Source organism: Mucilaginibacter rubeus, from assembly GCF_003286415.2.
Taxonomy (GTDB): domain Bacteria; phylum Bacteroidota; class Bacteroidia; order Sphingobacteriales; family Sphingobacteriaceae; genus Mucilaginibacter; species Mucilaginibacter rubeus_A.
Genome location: NZ_CP043450.1, coordinates 5667687 through 5688919, shown reverse-complemented (window position 1 = coordinate 5688919; position 21233 = coordinate 5667687). Strand labels below are relative to the sequence as shown.

Annotated in this window: 24 protein-coding genes; 11 read left to right on the top strand and 13 right to left on the bottom strand. The window is 42.2% G+C overall.

Features of this window, described 5'->3' with window-relative positions; all coding sequences use genetic code 11:
• The first annotated feature begins 54 nt into the window (after positions 1-54).
• The 4 genes from DEO27_RS22690 (at position 55) to DEO27_RS22675 (ending at position 3813) form a co-directional block, all read left to right on the top strand.
• Positions 55-1554 carry a catalase gene (locus DEO27_RS22690; RefSeq protein WP_112568900.1) on the top strand — a complete coding sequence of 500 codons (1500 nt, stop codon included), beginning with the start codon at positions 55-57 and terminating at the stop codon, positions 1552-1554.
• 163 nt (positions 1555-1717) lie between these two features.
• Complete coding sequence (locus tag DEO27_RS22685) at positions 1718-1906, top strand: hypothetical protein (protein WP_112568898.1); 189 nt, start codon at positions 1718-1720, stop codon at positions 1904-1906.
• On the top strand, positions 1903-2241 hold the full coding sequence (locus tag DEO27_RS22680; protein WP_112568897.1) for a type II toxin-antitoxin system PemK/MazF family toxin: 339 nt from the start codon (positions 1903-1905) through the stop codon (positions 2239-2241). Before DEO27_RS22685 ends, DEO27_RS22680 begins: the two co-directional genes overlap by 4 nt.
• Before the next feature lie 66 nt (positions 2242-2307).
• Positions 2308-3813 carry an NAD(P)H-hydrate dehydratase gene (locus tag DEO27_RS22675; RefSeq protein ID WP_112568895.1) on the top strand — a complete coding sequence of 502 codons (1506 nt, stop codon included), beginning with the start codon at positions 2308-2310 and terminating at the stop codon, positions 3811-3813.
• A 347-nt stretch (positions 3814-4160) separates the two neighbouring features.
• On the opposite strand, the gene DEO27_RS22670 is transcribed toward DEO27_RS22675, so the two are convergent.
• The 6 genes from DEO27_RS22670 to DEO27_RS22645 all read right to left on the bottom strand — a co-directional run bounded on the left by DEO27_RS22670 (position 4161) and on the right by DEO27_RS22645 (position 8489).
• Positions 4161-4988 (bottom strand): anti-sigma factor domain-containing protein, encoded by an 828-nt coding sequence (locus tag DEO27_RS22670; RefSeq protein ID WP_112568893.1) that lies wholly within the window; start codon positions 4986-4988, stop codon positions 4161-4163.
• 2 nt (positions 4989-4990) lie between these two features.
• Positions 4991-5542 (bottom strand): RNA polymerase sigma factor, encoded by a 552-nt coding sequence (locus tag DEO27_RS22665; protein WP_112568891.1) that lies wholly within the window; start codon positions 5540-5542, stop codon positions 4991-4993.
• Between the two features lie 24 nt (positions 5543-5566).
• Positions 5567-6448 carry a lipoyl synthase gene (gene lipA, locus DEO27_RS22660; RefSeq protein ID WP_112568889.1) on the bottom strand — a complete coding sequence of 294 codons (882 nt, stop codon included), beginning with the start codon at positions 6446-6448 and terminating at the stop codon, positions 5567-5569.
• Between the two features lie 142 nt (positions 6449-6590).
• The gene (gene ytxJ / locus DEO27_RS22655; protein ID WP_112568887.1) at positions 6591-6920 is read right to left on the bottom strand and encodes a bacillithiol system redox-active protein YtxJ; all 330 of its coding nucleotides are present in this window, start codon (positions 6918-6920) and stop codon (positions 6591-6593) included.
• A gap of 231 nt (positions 6921-7151) precedes the next feature.
• Positions 7152-7646, bottom strand: a complete 495-nt coding sequence (gene ribH, locus DEO27_RS22650; RefSeq protein WP_112568885.1) for a 6,7-dimethyl-8-ribityllumazine synthase — start codon at positions 7644-7646, stop codon at positions 7152-7154.
• Between the two features lie 165 nt (positions 7647-7811).
• Positions 7812-8489, bottom strand: a complete 678-nt coding sequence (locus DEO27_RS22645; RefSeq protein ID WP_112568883.1) for a tetratricopeptide repeat protein — start codon at positions 8487-8489, stop codon at positions 7812-7814.
• Between the two features lie 231 nt (positions 8490-8720).
• Between DEO27_RS22645 and recF the strand changes: the two genes are divergently transcribed.
• Together recF and DEO27_RS22635 are read left to right on the top strand one after the other, a co-directional pair.
• Positions 8721-9821 carry a DNA replication/repair protein RecF gene (recF, locus tag DEO27_RS22640; protein WP_112568881.1) on the top strand — a complete coding sequence of 367 codons (1101 nt, stop codon included), beginning with the start codon at positions 8721-8723 and terminating at the stop codon, positions 9819-9821.
• On the top strand, positions 9814-10104 hold the full coding sequence (locus tag DEO27_RS22635) for a DUF721 domain-containing protein (RefSeq protein WP_112568879.1): 291 nt from the start codon (positions 9814-9816) through the stop codon (positions 10102-10104). The genes recF and DEO27_RS22635 overlap by 8 nt, the downstream gene beginning before the upstream one ends.
• On the opposite strand, the gene DEO27_RS22630 is transcribed toward DEO27_RS22635, so the two are convergent.
• Positions 10091-10282: a hypothetical protein gene (locus tag DEO27_RS22630; protein WP_112568877.1), complete on the bottom strand. Its 192-nt coding sequence runs from the start codon at positions 10280-10282 to the stop codon at positions 10091-10093. The two genes, DEO27_RS22635 and DEO27_RS22630, sit on opposite strands and share 14 nt — an antisense overlap.
• A 149-nt stretch (positions 10283-10431) precedes the next feature.
• A complete protein-coding gene (locus DEO27_RS22625; protein WP_091220172.1) occupies positions 10432-10851 on the bottom strand; it encodes a nucleoside-diphosphate kinase in 420 nt (139 codons plus the stop codon).
• A 199-nt stretch (positions 10852-11050) separates the two neighbouring features.
• Here DEO27_RS22625 and DEO27_RS22620 point away from each other — a divergent pair, with 199 nt between their 5' ends.
• From DEO27_RS22620 to DEO27_RS22600, 5 genes are all read left to right on the top strand, one after another.
• Positions 11051-12061, top strand: coding sequence for a DHH family phosphoesterase (locus DEO27_RS22620; protein WP_112568875.1), 1011 nt, complete (start codon positions 11051-11053; stop codon positions 12059-12061).
• 7 nt (positions 12062-12068) lie between these two features.
• Positions 12069-13052 (top strand): FKBP-type peptidyl-prolyl cis-trans isomerase, encoded by a 984-nt coding sequence (locus tag DEO27_RS22615; RefSeq protein WP_112568872.1) that lies wholly within the window; start codon positions 12069-12071, stop codon positions 13050-13052.
• Positions 13053-13112: 60 nt separating this feature from the next.
• Positions 13113-14117, top strand: coding sequence for an FKBP-type peptidyl-prolyl cis-trans isomerase (locus DEO27_RS22610; protein WP_223818028.1), 1005 nt, complete (start codon positions 13113-13115; stop codon positions 14115-14117).
• Positions 14118-14259: 142 nt separating this feature from the next.
• A complete protein-coding gene (locus tag DEO27_RS22605; protein ID WP_112568870.1) occupies positions 14260-15027 on the top strand; it encodes a TatD family hydrolase in 768 nt (255 codons plus the stop codon).
• Between the two features lie 37 nt (positions 15028-15064).
• Positions 15065-16087, top strand: a complete 1023-nt coding sequence (locus DEO27_RS22600; protein WP_112568868.1) for an asparaginase — start codon at positions 15065-15067, stop codon at positions 16085-16087.
• 161 nt (positions 16088-16248) lie between these two features.
• Here the strand turns inward: DEO27_RS22600 and DEO27_RS22595 are convergent, their stop codons facing one another.
• From DEO27_RS22595 to DEO27_RS22575, 5 genes are all read right to left on the bottom strand, one after another.
• The gene (locus DEO27_RS22595) at positions 16249-17400 is read right to left on the bottom strand and encodes an FAD-dependent oxidoreductase (protein WP_112568865.1); all 1152 of its coding nucleotides are present in this window, start codon (positions 17398-17400) and stop codon (positions 16249-16251) included.
• 9 nt (positions 17401-17409) lie between these two features.
• Complete coding sequence (locus DEO27_RS22590) at positions 17410-18006, bottom strand: TetR/AcrR family transcriptional regulator (protein ID WP_112568862.1); 597 nt, start codon at positions 18004-18006, stop codon at positions 17410-17412.
• A gap of 161 nt (positions 18007-18167) precedes the next feature.
• Positions 18168-19355, bottom strand: a complete 1188-nt coding sequence (locus DEO27_RS22585) for an alginate lyase family protein (protein ID WP_112568860.1) — start codon at positions 19353-19355, stop codon at positions 18168-18170.
• Positions 19356-19389: 34 nt separating this feature from the next.
• Entirely contained in the window at positions 19390-20100 is a 711-nt protein-coding gene (locus DEO27_RS22580; RefSeq protein ID WP_112568858.1) for a LytR/AlgR family response regulator transcription factor, read from the bottom strand.
• Positions 20097-21116 carry a sensor histidine kinase gene (locus tag DEO27_RS22575; protein WP_112568856.1) on the bottom strand — a complete coding sequence of 340 codons (1020 nt, stop codon included), beginning with the start codon at positions 21114-21116 and terminating at the stop codon, positions 20097-20099. Before DEO27_RS22575 ends, DEO27_RS22580 begins: the two co-directional genes overlap by 4 nt.
• Positions 21117-21233: the final 117 nt, after the last annotated feature.

The window sequence follows — 21233 nt, the reverse complement described above, 5'->3', positions numbered from 1 at the left end:
ATTTTTTCTATTGAAATATTTTCGTGAGGTTTGGACTATCAAACGCAACTAAATATGGAAACAAACAAAAAGAAACTAACTACAGCATCGGGCAGGCCTTATGTGGAAGATGAAAACTCAATGACAGCCGGTCCCCGCGGACCTATCCTGTTACAGGATTACATTCTACACGAAAAAATGGCGCACTTCAACCGCGAAAGGATTCCTGAGCGTGTAGTTCATGCCAAAGGTTCCGGGGCCTATGGTACTTTTACAGTTACACACGATATTTCAAAATACACCCGTGCTAAACTATTTAATACTATAGGAAAGCAAACCAAATTGTTTCTGCGTTTTTCGACCGTTGGTGGCGAAAAAGGTTCGGCCGATACCGAACGTGACCCACGTGGCTTTGCCATTAAGTTTTATACCGAAGACGGCAACTGGGACCTGGTAGGTAACAACACCCCGGTATTCTTCATAAAAGATCCTAAAAAATTCAGCGATTTTATTCATACCCAGAAACGCGATCCTTATACTAATTGCAAGAGCGCGACTATGGTTTGGGATTTTTGGTCGCTGAATCCGGAAAGCTTACACCAGGTAACTATTTTGATGAGTGATCGTGGAACTCCTTATGGATACCGTCATATGGATGGGTTCGGCAGTCACACCTTCTCGTTCATCAACGCCCAAAATGAAAGATTTTGGGTTAAGTTTCACTTTAAAACGCAGCAGGGCATTAAAAACTTTACCGATGCCGAGGCTGGTGAAATGCGCGGAAAAAATCCTGATTTTGCACAGCATGATCTATTAACAGCTATCGATAATGGCGACTTCCCTAAATGGACGCTCAAAATACAGGTGATGCCCGAAGCGGATGCTAAAACTTACCATATTAATCCGTTTGATTTAACCAAAGTATGGCCACACGCAGATTATCCTTTGATTGACGTGGGCGTATTGGAATTAAACGAAAACCCGGATAACTATTTTGCCCATGTGGAACAGGCTGCGTTTGCACCGGCGCACGTTATCGATGGCGTAGGCTACTCGCCGGATAAAATGCTGCAGGGGCGGATCCTTTCATACCCTGACGCTCATCGTTATCGCTTAGGTGGTAATTATGAACAGATTCCGGTTAACAAATGTCCTTACCTGGTAAGCAATTACCAGCGCGACGGCCAGATAGCGGTTAACGGTAATGGTGGATCAAATCCTAACTATTTCCCTAATAGTTTTGACGATATCGAAATAGATCAAAGCTATAAAGAGCCAGCCTGGGATTTTGGCAGCCCGGTTGGCGACTGGTATGACCGTAATGCGGAAGGCGAAAACGATCATTATACCCAGCCAGGCAATCTTTATCGCCTGATGGATGCTCAACAGAAAAAAGATCTGATCGCCAACATCGTAAACTCAATGAGTGGTATTGAAGGGCCTAAAAAAGATATGATCATCAACCGCCAGCTTTGCCACTGGTTTAGGGCTGATATCAATTTAGGTATGGCCGTTGCCAAAGGCCTGGAGCTTGACCTGGCCGAAACGATGAAGCAAATGCCTCAAGGTGTTTAATCTCTAACAAAAGAAGGTGTCCAAATACACTGCTTCTAAATGGCGTATGGCTATTGGGAGCAGTGTAACTTTGGCCACCTTTTTGTTTTGATAGATGGGGAAAATTGTCCAAAGGAAGTATTGATAAAATTATCTTAAATTTGTTAAAAGACTTTCTGGTAAAATGACAACGCTAACTATAGATATCCCGGATAATAATACTGAAGAAGTATTGGCTCAACTGGCTAAACTTGGTGTTAAGGTATGGGAATCCAATTTATCCAAGCTTGATGAATTGACAGAAGAGGACTATAAAAGACATTTTCGTCATAAATCTGAAATTACTCGTAAAAATCTTCACAAGCATTTATGAAGATTAGTCAGCGCGATATTGTTGAAATTGCTTTTTATACAGGTAATAAACCAGAGGTACATCCTGCCGTGGTAGTTTCGGTCGATGATATTTTCGAAGCTGAAGGCTTCTTTTATGCTGTGTTATTATCTACCAAAAATATATTTCCTGATTTTACATTTGAAGTAAAGCCCAATATGATCAATAAACCCCGTAACGAAAGGGTTGGCTATGCAATTTGTCACATGATTCAACAATTTTATCAGGAGGATGTAATAAGCAGAACCGGCGCATCTTTAAAAAAAGAAATATTTGAGCAGGTTGTGGCAAAGATTCAACAGGTAGTTTTCGGATAATAGCTCAATATTTTGTTTCATCAATTTCTCCTCAAACAAATCTCATAAATCCTTACTTTAGGATATATGCTTCCTTTATTAATTGCCGAACAAATTCGCAAGGGCGATGCCTATACCATTGTCCACGAACCGATATCATCTGTTGACCTGATGGAACGTGCCTCCAGGGCTTTTGTAGGTTGGTTTGCAAATCGTTTCCCCGATAAAAATGAACCCATAACTTTTTATTGCGGAACGGGTAATAATGGAGGGGATGGCTTAGCCATAGCGCGTATTTTATGCGATCATCATTATAATAACCTGCATGTTATTATAGCCCGTTTTTCGGATAAGGCCTCTGCTGATTTTGATCATAACTTTGAAAGGTTAAAGCAAACCTGCGTAACTATCACCGAACTTGCTAAGGGTAGTAAAATACCTGTTGATAACAGCCCGGTAATAATCGACGCGTTACTTGGCAGCGGATTGAATAAACCTCTTTCCGGTGATTATGAGCGGTTGGTTAATTACATCAATGATCTTGAGCGCACAATTGTTTCGGTTGATGTACCTACAGGCTTTTTTTCCGAAGGGGAGGTGCCCAAAGATACTGTTGCCATAAAGGCCGATTTGGTGATAACCTTTCAGCAGCCCAAGATCAATTTCCTGCTGCCTGAGTCTGCGCCCTATATCAATTGCTGGGAAGCCGTAAATATAGGCATCGACGAAAGGTTTGTGCACAGCTTGAAATCACCATACCAGTTTATTGAAGAAAAAGATATCAGGCAAATGCTCAAGCCCCGTCATCGCTTTAGCAATAAAGGTACTTACGGCCATGCCCTAATCGTAGCAGGTCAGGCCAAAACCATGGGGGCAGCATTGTTAAGTTCGTCAGCAGCGACACATGCGGGGGCGGGATTGACGACAGCCTGTATCCCAGAAAGCGGCTTGACAGCACTTAACAGCTATCAGCCCGAAATAATGGCGATAGTGCGGACCGGCGATGAACTTCCGGAAATTGAATGGGATAAATTCAGTTCAATTGCCGTGGGGCCTGGTTTAGGTAAAGATGTTGATGCTCTGGCATTGTTGAAAGCCATCATCAAAAACTATAAAAAGCCATTAGTTATTGACGCTGACGCCCTGAACCTGCTTGCAGAAAACCAGGAGGTGTTAACTCAATTGCCCGCGGGGAGCGTTTTAACTCCGCACATGAAAGAGTTTGACAGGCTATTTGGCGAACATACCAACTGGTGGCAGCGGCTACAGAAAGCAATAGTTAAGGCAAAAGAACTAAACCTGTGTATCCTGCTGAAAAACGATTATACTATTGTGGCTACACCTAATGGTACAGCCTATTTCAATTCATCGGGCAATGCCGCGATGGCCAGCGGCGGGATGGGCGATGTACTTACCGGCGTGATTGCCGCGTTGCTTGGCCAGAAGTATACTCCGGAACAAGCGTGTATTATTGGTGCCTACATTCATGGTAAAGCTGGTGACGAACTGGCGCTGCCCAATCGCATGCATGTTGTTTTGCCGGGCAAGCTTATTGCACAATTGCCAATCACCATGGCAAAATTTAGGGCATAAAAAAACGGCCGCAAGTATTATACGCCCGTTTTAATTAACTATTAACTGATCTTATAAAGAACTAAATACTCAAATCTGTGGGTTAGGAATTTTAGGTTTTTTCTCTCGTTTATGTCCTAACTAATCATAAGACGCTTACACGTACTTATTAGTTACAAAAAAACTAATAATTGGTTTTGGTTTTCGTTAAAAATATGTTAAATAATTTATTCCGTGAACTTTAGGTTTACACGAAATATAACTACTAACGGATAAAAAACAAAAAGCTTACATCGTTTTCGGAATAAATCTGAAAAAATGTAAGCTTTTTTGTTTTACAGGAGGCCAGGAGGATGCCTTTTTATGCTTTAGTATTTGCCGAGTACTACCATTTCTGATAGTGTTGGGCTTGCGCTGCCGCCTCTTGGCTCAAGTGTCACAGCAAATGCATCGGCTGCGGCTATTGCTTTCATGTTCTTGAAGCCGCTTGAATCAGATGTAGCATCAAATACGCCCAGGTCAACCGGTTTGCCACCCACCAGTGCCCAAAGTTGGTATTGGTGATTTTGATCATTTGCGGGCAGTTTTAGGCCTTCCATATCAATAACCACTTTTTGTTTAGATGGGCTAAAGGCTACAGTCATTATTGATTCAGGCGATTTTGCAGTACCTCTTAAGTGGATCAGTTTGTATGATGTATCTCTTAACAGATTCAGTTCACTATCCTTAGCGCTAACCGTATTGCTAAAATGCTGATTTTGCGCCTGCATGGCACTTAACTGGGTATTGGTGTCGTTAAGGCGGGTATAAAGATTATATAAAGCTATGGCGCTTGCTAATAATAAAGCAAGGCAAGCTGCAAATGCGTATTTATAAAAGTTGGTTCCTTTATCGGCGTTAGGTTGCATGGCTACAACATTTTCATGTTGTACGTGGGTTGGCGTCGGAAAGTTGTTATCGTCGCCAAAATTTGTTAGAAGGCTCCCTAACACGCGGTTACGTAATTGTTCAGATGGTTCTATCGCGTTTTCTTCAGCATATAATTCTATTGACCGCTCAATTTCATCCAGCTCAGCCTTAATAGCCGGATGCTTTGAAGCCATCTCTTCAACTTGTAACCTTTCGGCCGGGGTAACATCCCCCAGAACGTAAAGTTCCAGTATCCCTGATTCAATATATGCTTTTAAATCTTCCACTTTCAATTAAAATGTTTTCTGAGTTCCAGGATAGCCATTCGTAACCGGGTTTTAATGGTTCCAAGTGGCATGCCTAACTCTTCGGCGGCCTCCACATGGGTATAACCTTTAAAATACACCAGCTCTATAATTAGCTTTTGTTCGGGTTTTAGTGTTTGCACTAAATCCTTAACGCCCATTAACTCAGGTTTGTAAACTGTGTTCCTTTGCTCGTCAATGAAAGTTACGTTATTTTCAATCTCCTGGTTTTTGTTTTGGTTCTTAAAATCTTTCGATCTGATCTTATCGATCGCGAGGTTGCGCGCGATATTAACCATCCAGGTAAATAAACGGCCTTTTTCAGTACTGTAGCTTGAAAAGGAATGCCAGATTTTTACAAAAGTTTCCTGTAAAACATCTTCGGCTATAGCGGTGTCATTTATAATGCGTGATATTACCCCGAATAACGAGGCCGAATACATATCATATAGCGCTTCTACGGCAATTTTCTCCCGGTGCTGCAATGACAACACCAGTTCTTCTTCCGACAGCGATATTTTTCGTTTTTTACTCAACTTGGTGAAGATATAAAGGAATTATCACATTTCAAACAGATGTTTTTCTGCGTGATAAGAAGAGCGTACCAGTGGTCCGCTTTCTACATATCTAAAACCCTTGTCAAGTCCAAATTGTTTGTAACGGGCAAACTGATCTGGGTGGATCCAGTCAATTACCGGGTGATGGTTGCGGGTTGGCTGTAAGTATTGCCCCAGTGTAAGTATGTGTACACCGGCTGCAAGCAAATCGTCCATAGCTTCCAGAACATCTTCTTCAGTTTCGCCCAGGCCAAGCATAATGCCCGATTTGGTGCGCAGGCCAGCTTCTGAAATATGTTTCAAAGCTTCAAGGCTACGATCGTATTTTGCCTGGATGCGTACCTCTTTGGTGAGGCGTCGCACAGTTTCCAGGTTGTGAGATACCACTTCAGGTCTGGTTTCCAAAACGCGGGCAAGGTTATCCCAGTTGCCTTTAAAATCGGGCAGCAGGGTTTCTAAAGTAGTTTCAGGGCTTTCGCGGCGGATGGCGTTAATGGTTTCGGCCCAGATAATGGAACCACCATCTTTTAAATCGTCACGATCTACCGAGGTAATAACGCAATGTTTCACCTGCATCAGTTTTACCGAAGTAGCTACACGGTTTGGCTCGTCAACATCAACAGCCAATGGCCTGCCTGTTGCTACGGCACAAAACGAGCACGAGCGGGTACAAATATTACCAAGGATCATGAAAGTAGCGGTGCCGGCTCCCCAGCACTCGCCCATATTAGGGCAGTTACCACTTTCGCATATAGTGTGCAGCTTATGGGTATCAACAAGACTGCGTACGTGAGCATATTCTTTTCCTGTAGGAAGTTTAACCCTAAGCCAATCGGGCTTGCGGACAGGCTGGCTAACAGCAGGAACTACCGGCAATTCAATCATGGTGCAAATGTAGTTAAATATTTAGTTGATGGGGAATGGTTCATAGTTCATAGTGGCAGCAAATGACTGCAAAATGATCATTTGCTGTAACGTACTAACACTAACATTTTATGAACCCATGAACCATGATCCATGAACAAAATTAATTCAATACTTCTAAAGTTTCATCAACGGAGATACCGCTGTGCGATTGGTCAAGAATGCATTCGCCGTTTTTGATGAGAAGTACTTGCGGCGATTCATGATGTACCTGAAACAGTTGTGCTACCTGGTTTGACAGGTCGCGGTGTTTGATCAGGTCTAAAAAATAGAGGGGCATATTTTCAGGAAGATTATCCCAGTCAAGCTCAAATCGCCTTTTTGCCATCATGCTGATGGAACAGCGTGTGCTGTGTTTAAATATAAGGCTATAGCCTTCCTGCTGTTTGATCTGCATAAGCTGATCGGCCGTCTCCAACGAAATCCAGTTCATATTATTATTAATAGTTAAAATGCTATAACGTAATTATAACACAAAAACTCTGCAATGTGTTTAAACAGGTTTAAAAATGACAATTAACTGTTAACGACCTGTTTTAGGATATGAACCGTAAGCTGGGCACAGTTTGTTTGAGCAAGATGATACTGTTGCAATTGCCGCAGCTATAAGTGCTATGTAAACTAATTTTTTCATGTTGAGCTAAATTAACTGCTTTAACGTGTGTTAACTGTTTAATGTTTCGGCAAGTGCAGCCATTTTGATAGCGGTGATAGCCGCTTCATCGCCTTTATTGCCATGTTTGCCACCTGCCCGGTCAATAGCTTGTTGCTGATTGTCGGTGGTTAATACACCAAATATAACAGGTTTTGAATATTTTACAGATACATTGCTAACGCCGTGTGCTACCGCGTCGCAAATAAAATCAAAATGCCTTGTTTCGCCCTGTATTACACAGCCCAGGCAAATTACCGCGTCAAGGTTTCCTTTTTGCAATAACAGGTCGGCTCCTGAGGTAAGCTCAAAGCTGCCCGGTACCTGGTATGAAAAAATGTTTTCGGCTAATGCTCCGTTATTTACCAGGCTCTGGTATGCGCCCTGGTAAAGCGCATTGGTAATTTCTGCGTTCCACTCGGCTACAACAATGCCAAAGCGATACGGTGCTGCCGAAGGTATTTCGGTATTTGAAAAGTCGGAAAGGTTTTTAAGCTGTGTAGCCATTTTGATTTCGGATATTTTTATTTCGAATTTCGGAGCTTCGATTTCGGATTTGCTAAGCGCTGTGATTGACGATTAAAATGTGCTTATAAAAAAAATCGATTCCGGATTTAAAGGTATTTAACTACCTGATAAATCCGAAATCGAAATTCTCAAATCCGAAATAAATTATTGTTTTGCTTCAGCGCGTGCTATATACTCGTCGATATTTTGAGCTTCAGCACTTTCAGGATATTCATTTTTTATCCTTTTATAAGCGTCGGCAGCTTCTTTGTTGTTTTTTTGAGCCTCGTAAGTTAAACCTAACTTTTTAAGGTAAAGTGGCGATAAGAATTTGTTTTTTGCCTTGTCAACCGCTTTGCTGAAATAAGTTTCTGCTTTTTCGTAGTCTTTCAACTCTACGTAAGCATCACCTGTGCTGCCGAAAGCCTCGGCTGCAATCATGTTGTCGTCACCGCGATAGTTAGTCAGGTTGTCAACGGCTTTGCGGTAATCACCTTTATTTAAATACGCTGTACCCAGGTAAAAATAAGCCAGGTTAGCAGCTTTAGTGTTGCTGTAATCGCTGATGATTTTTTCAAAACCAGGGAAACCGGCATCGCCTTTAATGGCTTTGTCCCAGTTTTTTTGCTGCCAGAACTCTTGTGCTTTATACATTTGGTTAGCGGCAGTAACTTCACGCGGACCTAAGTATAATTTAATGTAAATAAAATAGATAGCAATAAGGGCGACGATAGCCCCTACAATAAACAGTAAGCTTTTTTGGTTCTCGCGTACAAAATTGCCACTCTGACCAAAATTGTTTTCTGGTGCTGCAACTTTGGTGTTCGCCTGGGTTTTTGACATTGTTGTTCTAAAATTAAGTTTGCAAAAATACGGTTTTCAAATTTACTGGCAATACCTTTTGTATTAAATCTTTAAAGAGGATGGTTCATAGTTGATAGTTCATGGTTCACAGCCGCTGCAGTTTGTTTTTTCAGGTGTTTGATGAGGCTGATTTGTGCCCGTAGATTCTACTAATGACTATGAACTATGAACCATCAACCACTCACCAAAAAAACGTAACTTTGCCATCCCATGCACCTTCAGCAACTATCAGTTATCAATTTTAAAAATTACGATGAAGCCGAACTGGTTTTCAGCGATGGGGTTAATGCTTTTACGGGTAACAACGGGGCTGGCAAAACCAATTTGCTTGATGCTATTCATTACCTGTCGTTGTGTAAAAGCTATTTTAACCCGATTGATAGTCAGCAGATAAAGCAAGGGGCCGATTTCTTTATTGTTACCGGGGTTTTTAATAAAAATGATCAGCCCGAAGCTGTGGCCTGCTCGGTAAAACGGAACCAGAAAAAGCAGTTTAAGCGCAATAAGAAGGATTATCAGCGCCTGGCCGATCATATTGGGCTGCTGCCGCTGGTAATGATCTCGCCAAATGATACCAGTATTATAACAGAAGGGAGCGAGGAGCGCCGCAAGTTTATTGATAATGTGATATCGCAAACGGATAACCGTTATTTGGATGAGCTGATTACCTATAATAAGATCCTCACCAATCGTAACGCACTGCTGAAGCAGGTAAACGAAACCGGACGGTATGACGCGGGGTTGTTTGAAGTAATTGATGAGCAGCTAACAGATTCGGGCATGCGTATTTTTGAAAGGCGCCGTGCCTTTATGGATACCTTTGTACCGGTATTTAATAAGCACTACGATTTTTTGAGCGATAATGCCGAAAGGGTCGAACTGGTTTATGAATCGCAATTGCTTACGGATAGTTTTGATAGTTTATTAAAGAGAAGCTTTGATAGGGATAAAGCGCTGGAGCGAACTACCGCCGGTATTCATAAAGACGATCTGCAGTTTAATATTCACGGCATGGCCATGAAAAAATTTGGATCGCAGGGGCAGCAGAAGTCATTTTTAATTGCACTGAAGCTTGCACAGTACAGCTTTCTGCATCAGCAAAAAGGTTTTAAGCCTTTGCTTTTGTTGGATGATATTTTTGACAAGCTTGATGACGGGCGTGTTACCAAATTGATGCAGATGGTATCAAACAACGATTTTGGCCAGGTTTTTATAACCGATACCGGGGTTGAGCGTGTTGAAAGCGTTTTTAATAAAATAGGAGTACCCGTTAAATTATTTAAAGTTAAGGGAGGAGCGATTGATGCGTAAAACTAACGACAAAACACTGAAAGAGGCTATTGAGCAAATGCTTAACGTGTACAAGATCAAAAGACGTTTTGATGAAACCGGTGTTGTTACGGCCTGGCCTGACCTGGTAGGTAAATCGGTAGCCAATCGTACCAAGGAGTTATTTGTTCGGGATAAGAAATTATTCCTGAGGATTGAATCGTCGGTAATAAAAAACGAACTGATGCTGATGCGCAGTCAGATCATCGAGAAAATAAATAACGAAGCTAAAAGTATTATTGTAGAAGAGATTATCTTCCTCTAACCATACCGTGGTGCTTTAGCTTAATATCATCAGTAAGCTTTGAGTAAGCAAGGATGAACAAGCCCGGAATTGTAAAAGCAAGTTGCGCTTCAGGGTGAGTTTTATAAAGCAGTATCGAACCGATAACTAAAAGTACCAGCACCAGTACGTAAAATATGTATTTGAATAACGGCTTCATCTTGTTCGATATTTCTTGGTTCGTCTAAATGTAATAATGTTCAGGTAGTGTGTGTAAAGTTAAAAAAAATGTAACCATACTTCCAAGAAAAACGTAAACATTTCGGGCGCAACCCGCTGATTGCCTGATTGCACCCGAAATAAGGCTAATTAAAACCTCTCAAAAGCCGAGAAAAAGAAGTTTCCTTCAATGTCTGCGTTCTCGTCAGAGTCAGAACCGTGAACAGCATTTTCACCAATTGACCGTGCATACAGGTTACGGATAGTACCTTCAGCAGCATCAGCAGGGTTAGTAGCACCAATTAATGTACGGAATTCGGTAATAGCGTTGTCTTTTTCAAGAATAGCCGCTACGATAGGGCCTGATGACATAAATTCAACCAGTCCGGCATAAAAAGGACGCTCTTTATGTACTTCGTAAAACTGTCCGGCTTTTTCTGCAGATAGTTTAGTGTATTTAAGGGCTACAATTTTAAAACCATTTTTGGTAATAATATCTAAAATAGCACCGATGTGGCCGTCTGCAACTGCATCTGGCTTTATCATTGTAAACGTTCTGTTAGTTTTCATTGAAATAATTGTTTCTTTTTTTGGTTATTAATAGACTAAATGCCTTTGTTGGGTTAATTTTAAACAACACTTACATGGTTATTTAAAATTTGCCGCAAAAATAGGCTTTTGTAACTGTATCATAAAGCTTTTTGAATTAAATTAGATGGTTTGTATTTCATTTATTTATTTAGCTTTGCAACTCTTTTTTTAAGAATTGATGTTAGATTTAGCTTCGCTTACTGACCTTTTAACGCAACCTCAAAAGATAGTAATCACTACCCATCATAAACCTGATGGTGATGCTATGGGATCGTCATTAGGCTTATATAATTATTTAATACAGCAGGGCCATCATGCCAGGGTTATTGCCCCTACAGATTATCCTGACTTTTTAAGCTGGTTGCCTGGTAACGAGAACGTTATTGTCTATACCGAGCACCGCGAAGAGGCTGCCGCCCTGATAGCCGACGCCAAGCTGATATTTTGCCTTGACTTTAACGCCCTGAGCCGTATCAATGATATGGGTGAGCTGGTTGCCGAAAGCAGCGCTTATAAGATCATGATCGACCACCACCTGGAACCGGCCGATTTTGACGATTTCAGGCACTGGGATATCAACGCCTGCGCTACTGCGCAACTGGTGTATGATTTTATCGTAAATGAACTTCACCATAAAGAGCTTGTAAATAAGGATGTGGCTACGTGCCTTTACACAGGCATCATGACCGATTCTGCATCGTTCAGGCTTCCTAATACTACGTCCGGGGTTCACCGCATTGTTGCCGACCTGATTGACGCGGGTGCCGTTAACTGGCGCATTCATGAGCTGGTTTATAATAGCGCGTCTGAAAACAGGTTACGCTTTTTAGGGCATTGCCTTGCTAATTGCCTGGAGGTATTACCTGAATTTAACACCGCTATTATTGCCGTAAGTAAACAGGACCTTCAGCGTTTTGATGTTGAAACCGGCGATACAGAAGGTGTGGTGAACTATGCGCTATCAATGGCAAGTGTGCGTTTAGCGGCTTTTATAGTTGAACGTACAGATAGGGTAAAACTCTCATTGCGCTCAAAAGGCGAATTTCCAGCTAATGAAATTTGCAAAAAATACTTTAACGGCGGTGGGCACCGCAATGCGGCGGGCGGTCATTCAGATGATACCCTCGAGCATGTTATCCAACAGTTTAAACAAATTTTACCTGAATATAAAAAACTATTAATACAGTAAAAAAGTAATGATGAAAAGAAAACTGATGTTTCTGTCACTTGCGGCTATAGGATTTGCAAGTTGCAACGGTGGGTTTAAGCAGGGCGATGGTGGCTTGCTTTATAACATCCACACTTCAAAAGGCAATCCTAAAGTTAAGGAAGGTGACTTTATGACACTAAACATGATCCTTAAAACTGATAAAGATTCAATTATCAACAACTCTTATGATAATGGCCAGCCTATTCCAACGCTGATGCCTAAATCACAGATGAAAGGCGATATTGTTTCTGGTTTGGCATTGTTGGGTGAAGGCGATAGCGCTACATTCAAAATCGCTGCCGATTCGGTATTTAAAGGTGGCCAGCAACGTCCTCCGGGCTTTAAAGGCAAATACCTGGTTTATACAATCAAAATTGAAAAAGTTATTGCTAAAGGTGCCCTTAACGAGCAGGTTTTCCGTGACCGTGTTACCCAATACATGAAAGGCCAGACCGATGCGCTTAAAGGTAAAGAGCCTGCAAAAATTCAAGGTTACTTAGATGCTCATAAAGATTTGAAATTTGTGAAAACCGCGTCTGGCTTGAACTATGCTGTTACTACCCCAGGTGCCGGTGCAAACGTGGCCGTAGGTGATACTGCAGTAATTAACTATACTTTAAGACTGGTTACCGGCAAGGTTTTAGAAACCAGCTCTAAAGAAGTTGCTGTTAAAGAAAAAATGCAGATCAACCCGATGAACCCTTACCAGCCAATCCGTATCCCGGTAGGTGAAGGTAAAGTGATCAAAGGCTGGGACGAAGCTTTCCAATTGTTTAACAAAGGCACTAAAGCTGTATTGGTTGTTCCTTCATCATTAGGGTATGGTGACCAGGGTAGCCCGCAAATGCAGCCTTATACGCCGCTTGTGTTTGAAGTTGAACTGGTAAACATTGTTCATCCAAATCCAAACGCGCCTAAACCGGTTATGCCGCAAATGCAAATGCCAACGCCAACTCCGGCAACAAAATAATTATACTATTTTACAAGGCCTTTCCTGCACCAGCAGGAAAGGCTTTTTTATTTATAGCTTATGAAAAAGTACATTCTTTATTTTATAGCACCTTTATTAACCGTATCGGCTTTAACTGCTAATGCGCAAACCGGTGCTGTAAAAAGACGCCCTGCTGCTGCCAAAAGCGGCGCGGTTAAAAAAACTGTTCCTGCAAAAAAAACGGTTACACCGCCACAGGTTGCTGGTATGCTTAAAACATCTAAAGGCTCTTTTTACAAGATCTATACCGCAAACACAGGGGTAAAACCTAAAACCAGTGATGTGATCACTTTTAACTTTATCCAGAAAACGGATAAAGATTCTGTACTTTATAATAGCCTCGCAGCAGGGCACCCTGCACAGGCGCAAATCCAGCCGTCGCGCGGTTTAGGCGATATGATGGATGTTTTCCCGCTTTTGGCTGCCAAAGACAGCGCTTTGGTAAAAATCCCTGCCGATTCGATATTTAAAGGTCATGAAGAAGCACGTCCGCCATTTTTCCCTAAAGGCAGTTTCCTGAGCTTCGTGATTAAAATGGAAAAAATCCAGTCGATAAATGAAGCTATGGCCGAAAGAAATGCCGCTTTGGAAAAGCAAAAACAGGCTGAAGTAGCTGCTGCTAACGCGTATGTAGCTTCACACGGTCTTAAAACCACAAGCACAGCATCAGGCTTACAATATGTAATTACAAGCCCTACTGATAAAGCCAAACCGGCAAACGGAGATACTGTACTGGTTAATTACACAGGTAAGCTGCTTAACGGCAAAGTATTTGACAGCAGCATCGAAGCTAATGCCAAAGCTGCCGGTTTAGATCAGCCGGGCCGTCCTTATGAGCCTATCAGTGTAGTTTTGGGCGAAGGCCGGGTAATACCAGGCTGGGAAGAAGCTTTGCTTTTGCTTAACGAAGGTTCAAAAGCTACTTTCATTATTCCATCGGGTCTTGCCTATGGTGATAGAGGTTCTGGCGCTATCCCTCCTGGCAGCACCCTTTTATTTGATATTGAATTGGTGAAGGTTAACCCTGCCAAAAAGACCAAGTAATCATATTAAAAGATCATAATAATCAACCTCTTGCCCTAAAAGCAGGAGGTTTTTTGTTTATAAGGAGCAATTTTTAGTTGAATGGGTTTATACTTTACGGTTATAAATTCGTTATTAAGTATTCAAGGTTTATTTTTGCAGCATGGTTTTAACCGACACGCATACACATCTATATTACGAAACCATTCCTGAAAAACGCGCGGCATTAATGCAGCGCTGTATCGATAATAACATTACCCGTTTGTTTTTACCCAATGTTGATGCCGCTTCTGTACCGCTGGTTTATGGTTTGGTAAACGACTATCCTCAATATTGTTACCCTATGCTTGGCTTACATCCCTGTGATGTAAAGGAGGCCTGGGAAGACGAACTATCGGCCATCATGGATGCCCATCAGCAAAATAAGATCTATGCCATTGGCGAGATTGGGATTGACCTGTATTGGGATAAAACACATTTGAAAGAGCAGGTAGATGCCTTTGTAAAACAGATCAATTGGGCTAAAAGCCTTGATTTGCCCATAGTGATTCATTGCCGTGATGCTTTTGACGAAGTATACGAAGTGTTGAAACAGGAAGCGGATGAAAAGCTGCGTGGCATTTTCCATTGCTTTGGCGGTACGGTTGAACAGGCGCAAAAAGTAATCGACCTTAATTTTTACCTTGGGATAGGCGGAGTTGTAACTTACAAGAACTCGGGACTTGACAAAGTAATACAGGAAATTGACTTAAAACATATAGTTTTAGAAACAGATTCTCCGTACCTTACGCCCGTTCCGTTCAGGGGTAAACCTAATGAAAGCTCGTACCTGGTGTATATTGCGGAGAAAGTAGCCGAGCTTCACCACACAAGCATTGAAAAAGTGGCAGAGGTCACTACCGAAAATTCCAGGCTTGTGTTCGGAATTTAAAATTGTTTAATATTTTACCACAGCATAAACTTAATTAATGAGCCAAATTTTAATCATCTATACCGGAGGGACAATCGGTATGATGAGTGATCCGGTTACTAAGGTGCTCAAGCCTATCAACTTTGAGCAAATAATGGATAATGTGCCCGAGCTTGAAAAGCTTAACTGCCGTATTAAAGTACATTCATTTGATGAGATCATCGATTCATCAAATATGAACCCCGAAATATGGAGCGAATTGGCAGGACTTATCCAGTCTAACTACCATGATAACGATGGTTTTGTAATTTTGCACGGTTCGGATACGATGGCTTATACCGCTTCGGCATTAAGTTTTATGTTAGAGAACTTAGGCAAGCCTATTATTTTTACAGGCTCGCAATTGCCTATCAGCGCTATCCGTACCGACGCGAAGGAAAACCTGATGACGGCTATTGAAATAGCCAAAGCCAAAAAGAACGATCGTGCCCGTGTGCCGGAGGTTTGTATCTATTTTGATTATAAACTTTTCCGCGGTAACAGGGCTTTTAAATATAACTCATCAAAATTTGAGGCTTTCCGCTCGCCAAACTATCCAATATTGGCCGAATCTGGCGTGCATTTGCGTTTCAGCGTAAATGACATCAGGCAGCCTGAAGATGAAAGCGCCCTTATTATCCACAATAACCTGGTTAGCGATGTTGGTGTGTTAAAACTGTACCCCGGCATAAGCCCTAAGGTGGTAGAAAACATATTAAGCGCCGATGTGCGTGGCATTGTAATGGAAACTTTTGGAGCCGGTAATACCACTACCGATGCCTGGTTTATAGATTTGCTAAAAAACGCTATCGACAGCGGTAAGGTGATCCTTGATATTTCGCAGTGTAAGGTAGGCACCGTAGAACTTGGCCGTTACGAAACCAGCAAGCACCTGAAAGATATTGGCGTTGCCAACGGCTACGACATGACCTTTGAAGCCGCTGTTACCAAAATGATGTACCTGCTTGGTCAAAGTGACAACCCTGCCCAGGTTAGGGAATGGCTGGAAACTGATTTGCGGGGCGAATTGACTGTTTCGTAGATTCTCTAAAATAATCTAAGGAAAGATAAGTTTATAAAAGCGTCATTGCGAGGAACGAAGCAGTCCCCTATTTGCAGGTTCGCCCTGTAGAGTTTGGGATTGCTTCGTACCTCGCAATGACGTTATTTTTTGGATGCTCGTTAGTATGGTTGTTAATTGAGCTATACTTCAGGATTAAACATCGCTACCAAATTCTTTAGCCCATCAGCCGAATGCAATGAATCTGTTTGTTCCAACGTCATAGCGGCGGTTTCGGATGCTCTTGCGCGCATTGCTTTTTCGTAGGCGGCTATAGCATTCCGGGTATGTTCAAACTCATTACTTAATAAGTGTTGGGCCAGTTCCAATGCGTCGAGCATAGCCATGTTAACGCCCTCACCTGCGTAAGGTGGCATCAGGTGGGCGGCATCGCCAAGCATGGTCAGGTTACTAAGGGCTTCCCAGGTTTGGTCTAAAGGCATACAATATTGCGGACGGGGAATAAATACGGGTTCGGCGTTTTCAAACAATTCATCCCAGATATTATCCCAGCCGGCAAACTCCTGCTTAAACCAGGCAAATACTGATGCTTTATCTTTAAAATCAATCCCGCTATCCTGCAGCCATGTTTCTGTTGATTTGATACCTGCATAAAATACCAGGCTGCCATCACCTTTAGAACTTACTATCAGCGTTTTTTCGTCGCCCATGGCAAATATTTTACCGCCGTTCAGCAGTTCGTGAACTTGGGGGCTTGCCTTTTCTGAGTCATAAACTGCTCCTTCTATCACACTCACCCCAGCATAAAATGGTTTAATAGGGGTAATGTATGGGCGGATCTTTGAATTAGCGCCATCGGCGGCTATCACCAAATCGGCCCAGGCGGTTGAGCCGTTTTTAAATTCCAGTTTAATCCTACCGTCCTGCTCATCAAGTGATACAAACTGGCTATCCCACACCACGGTATCTGGTTGCAGGGAATCGAGCAGGATTTTTCTTAATGGGCCGCGGTCAATTTCAGGGCGATTGTACGAGCCGCCGTCGGCTCCATGCTCGTCAAGCACAATGTTGGCGTGTTTGTCTACAACCCTTAGTTTATCGGCGCCGGGGCGATAGTTGGTGTTAAAGGCATCCATCAGCCCGGCTACTTCTAAAGCTTTCAGTCCAGATTCTTCATGTAAATCAAGTGTAGCGCCCTGTACACGTACATCCCGGTTCTCATCGCGTTCGTAAACTTTTACATTTGCGCCGTTCATTTGTAAAATACGTGCGAGGGTAAGCCCACCCGGGCCACCGCCCACTATAGCTATATTTTTGTTTTTAATTGCTTTCATGTTGTTTAATTATTTCATCATGCCTTTTATTACCGCATCACAACAGGCCGCTATCACTTCGTCGGTAATGATTTGTATAGGTCTGTTGAGATGATCAAAATACTCGTTCACCAGATCAAGCAACGGCGAAAACATCAGTGCCCGTTGTGCGTCAAAAGGGAGACCGCGGATTATTCCTGCCTCAACATTTGACTGAATAAAGCGATGGATGGGAGCGAAGAACTGGCCCTGCTGAATATTTTCCCGTTGATAGGCTTTGTTAAGCAAAGGCGAAGATTTACCATAAAGGATTAAGGCGAAGTGTGTGCGGTTATTTTTTAAGTACTGAAAGCCATTGTGCCAAAGCTTTTTGATACCGGTTTCAAAATCCATTTTTTCATCAAACCCCTTCAGAATAGCAGTTTCGTATGCTCCTAAAACTTCGGTGATGAAAAGCTTGATCAGCAGGTCTTCCTTATCCTCATACTTAATATAGATAGTGCGAGGCGATACATTGGCTGCCTTAGCCAGCTTTTGCATACTCAGGTTTTCGAGCCCTTCGTTGGCAATAATATCAAGGGCAATGGTGCGAATCGCTTGTTCCTTCTCTAAATTCTTTGGCCTCATAACACGAGTAATTTGAATTGTTATACAATTATAAGTAAATGTTTATTTACTTATAGTGTTTTTATTTCAAATGACTTTAAGATGATGGGACAAATAGGCCAGAGCCGATGTGCTGAGAGTAAACTAAAGCATTCTAAACAGGTAAGCCGCAACTAAGGTTATCACTCCACTTCAACGCCCTTCGGAAACTTCTTGAATACAGCATCAAAATTCAAGTCAGGATATTGCGCGCTTGCCTTATCCATAATAAATTTCAACTGCTCATATTCGAAAGATGCTATTTGCTGGTTCTCCCATTTTTTTTCGCCGGACGCATAGGGGATAAGCCATTTTACAGCCGCTTTCATTCCCCGGCCATCTGCGGTTTGCTTATGCCACAGGTCGATATTTAGATGGTTTGCTAAAATTGCCAGCTGGCACCAGGCATACAGGTTCATATTCACATAATCCCATGATTTGGTGCGGGCGAGTTCAAGGGGCTGGGCACCTTCAGGAGTGAATTGTTTATCAATGCGGGGGATAGTGGTACTCTGAAGCAATTCTACAGCAGTTTTACTATTGCCTGTAAAAAGCGAGTAATCTATAAGCTGCACATCATAATATGAGCCATGGTTGTTGAGTTGCGAACGTTCGTCATTACCGTTAGGGCTGGTTTGCAGCCAACCGGAAAAAGCTTTAAACCAGTCTTTTATATCATTTATCAATTTCTCATCAATAGCCTTGCTGCCGTTTAACATGGCAATAGCATCGGGTATAGCGGTAAGCTCCCGGCTTTCAATAATACCAATGCCCCGACCGTCATTAAGGCCCGGGATATATTGCGCATAATTTAAGTTGGGGTTCATGCGGGTTGCAGAATCAACAAACCATGTCTGCAATAAACTTTTAGCTTTTACCGCGTACTTTTCATTCCCGGTATAATAATACGCTAAGCCCAACTGCTTAACGGCGGTACACATGTCACCAAGTTGACTGCGGTCATGCAGTAAATAAATTTCGGGATTGCGTTCGCCATCTTTACGGATGTAGGGCAGGCCCTTAGGTTTTGCGGGATCGGCCCACCAGTAAGGTGCCTGGCTTATATAATCGTGCTTATCGTTGCTCGGTGCGGTTTTGGTTTTGTTGAAAGTAACCGAATACGGCTCTTTGGTTAGGGCACTATCTACCCGGTTAATGATCGCGTTGATTTTGGCAGATGCTTCCTTATCGCCTTGTTTTAACAATCCTCGTGATTTGGTCAACAATTGTTCATCGATTAATAGAAAGCTTGCTTTTTGCTGGGCGAAGGAGGAATTATTAAATACGATAAATAACAAAAGGCACAGGCCGGATAATTTTCTGAATTTCATAAGATAGGGTAAAGCCTGGTTCGCTTTACAGAAGCTAAAATATCCTTTTATTAATTATCGCCATAAACCCTTCTTTAAATTTTTCGCTCACCGGGATATGCTTATCAGCTATGTAGATGTGATTGTCCTGAATTTTTGCCAGTTGTTTGGTGTTTACAATATAGGAGTTGTGCACCCGTACAAATGGAGCCGAAAGTTGTTCTTCAATATCTTTAAGCCGGCGATAGATCAGCAATTGTTCCTGTCCGGTAACGAGGCGTACATATTCTTTTTCACCTTCAAAGTACAGGATCTCATCCAGCAGAATGCGGCGTAATACCTTGCCCGATTTTACAAAGAAGTAGCCTTCGTCGGCGGTTTGGCCTTGGGGCATTACTTGATCGATCTTACCAAAATAGGCTTCAATTTTTTGCATGGCCGCCAGGAAGCGTTTTAGGGTGATGGGCTTGAGCAGGTAATCAATAGTTTGATAGGTGTAGCTCTCGGCAGCGTATTCCGAATAAGCGGTAGTGAACACGATTTTGGTTTGCGGGGGTAGCAGACCGGCCAGTTCCATACCGGTTAGCTGTGGCATGTTGATATCCAGAAAGATAAAATCGACCTTGTGGTTTTTCAAAAAAGCCAATGCCTCAAGCGCGTTGTAGCATTTGGCCTTAAGCTGCCATTGGGTACTTTGCTGCACCAGGATTTCAAGCAGGTTTACCGCGTTGGGTTCGTCGTCAATGATGATACAGCTTAAGTTCATGCTACCGGGATCTTTAAAAATGCAGAAAAGGTGTTGTTGCTGTTGTCAATTTTCAGGTCAAAGTCTGCGCCATATAACATGGTTAGCCTTTTGGTTAAATTGGCAATGCCAAAACCTGCAGCGCGCTTGCTTGCAGTCTGAACATGAATGGTATTATTGGTTTTAAAAAACAGGTAACCATCCTGCTGAATCAAAGATATGCCAATAAGGTTTTGCTCGCTCGATTTATCGATGCCGTGTTTAAAAATATTCTCAACAAAGGTCATCAGCAGCATGGGCGGAATCCGGAGATCGGAGTTGAAATTCTTTTCAAAAAATACCACCACTTCATGCCTGATCCTGATTTTTTCTAACGCGATATAGTTTTCAATGAACTGTACCTCGGTGCCAATGGTTACATCATCCTTCGGACTTTCATCAACAAAATAGCGCATGATATCCGAAAGCTTCTCTATCAGTGCTGCCGTCCGGGGTGCTTCGCGATAAGCTTCGTAATAAATATTGTTGAGTGTGTTGAACAAAAAATGCGGCTGTACCTGCGATTTTAACAGGTTCAGTTCGGCCTGGCTTTTTTGTATAATGATCTCTTCGGTTTGTTGTTTCAGCTTAAAATATTCTAATGCTATCCGGAATATCAGGCTTAACATATAAATAAGTACCCCACCCGAAATATAATTGGTAATAGCTTTTATGCTTACTGGCTCCGGCGTTTTTGCAAAGAAGCTGTTGTAGAGTAATAGCGTAATATAGCCGCGGACCGTGCCGGTTGCAGCTATAAATATGATCACCAGCAGTACATACCAAACATATTTGCCTTTTTGATAAAGCAGGGGGTACAAAACCGATATGTTTCCATAGATAATGATGGCATAAAAAGCGGTGGTTACGCTTGCATACATAGCCGATTGGGTTGCGCCATCCATCGGCAAATAAGAAAAAAACAAGAGCAGGCATACCGATATCCATACCAAAAGCTGGAGTTTTTTAATGGATGGCCTGGCTTTAAATAGTTGCATTTTTTAAAATTACTAAGCTTTTTGTTTGTTGATGTCGAGTTTAAACCGTTGCCTGCATTTATTCAATAAATGACGTTAATAGTTCAATAAACGTTGCTACAGACACATTATTGAATA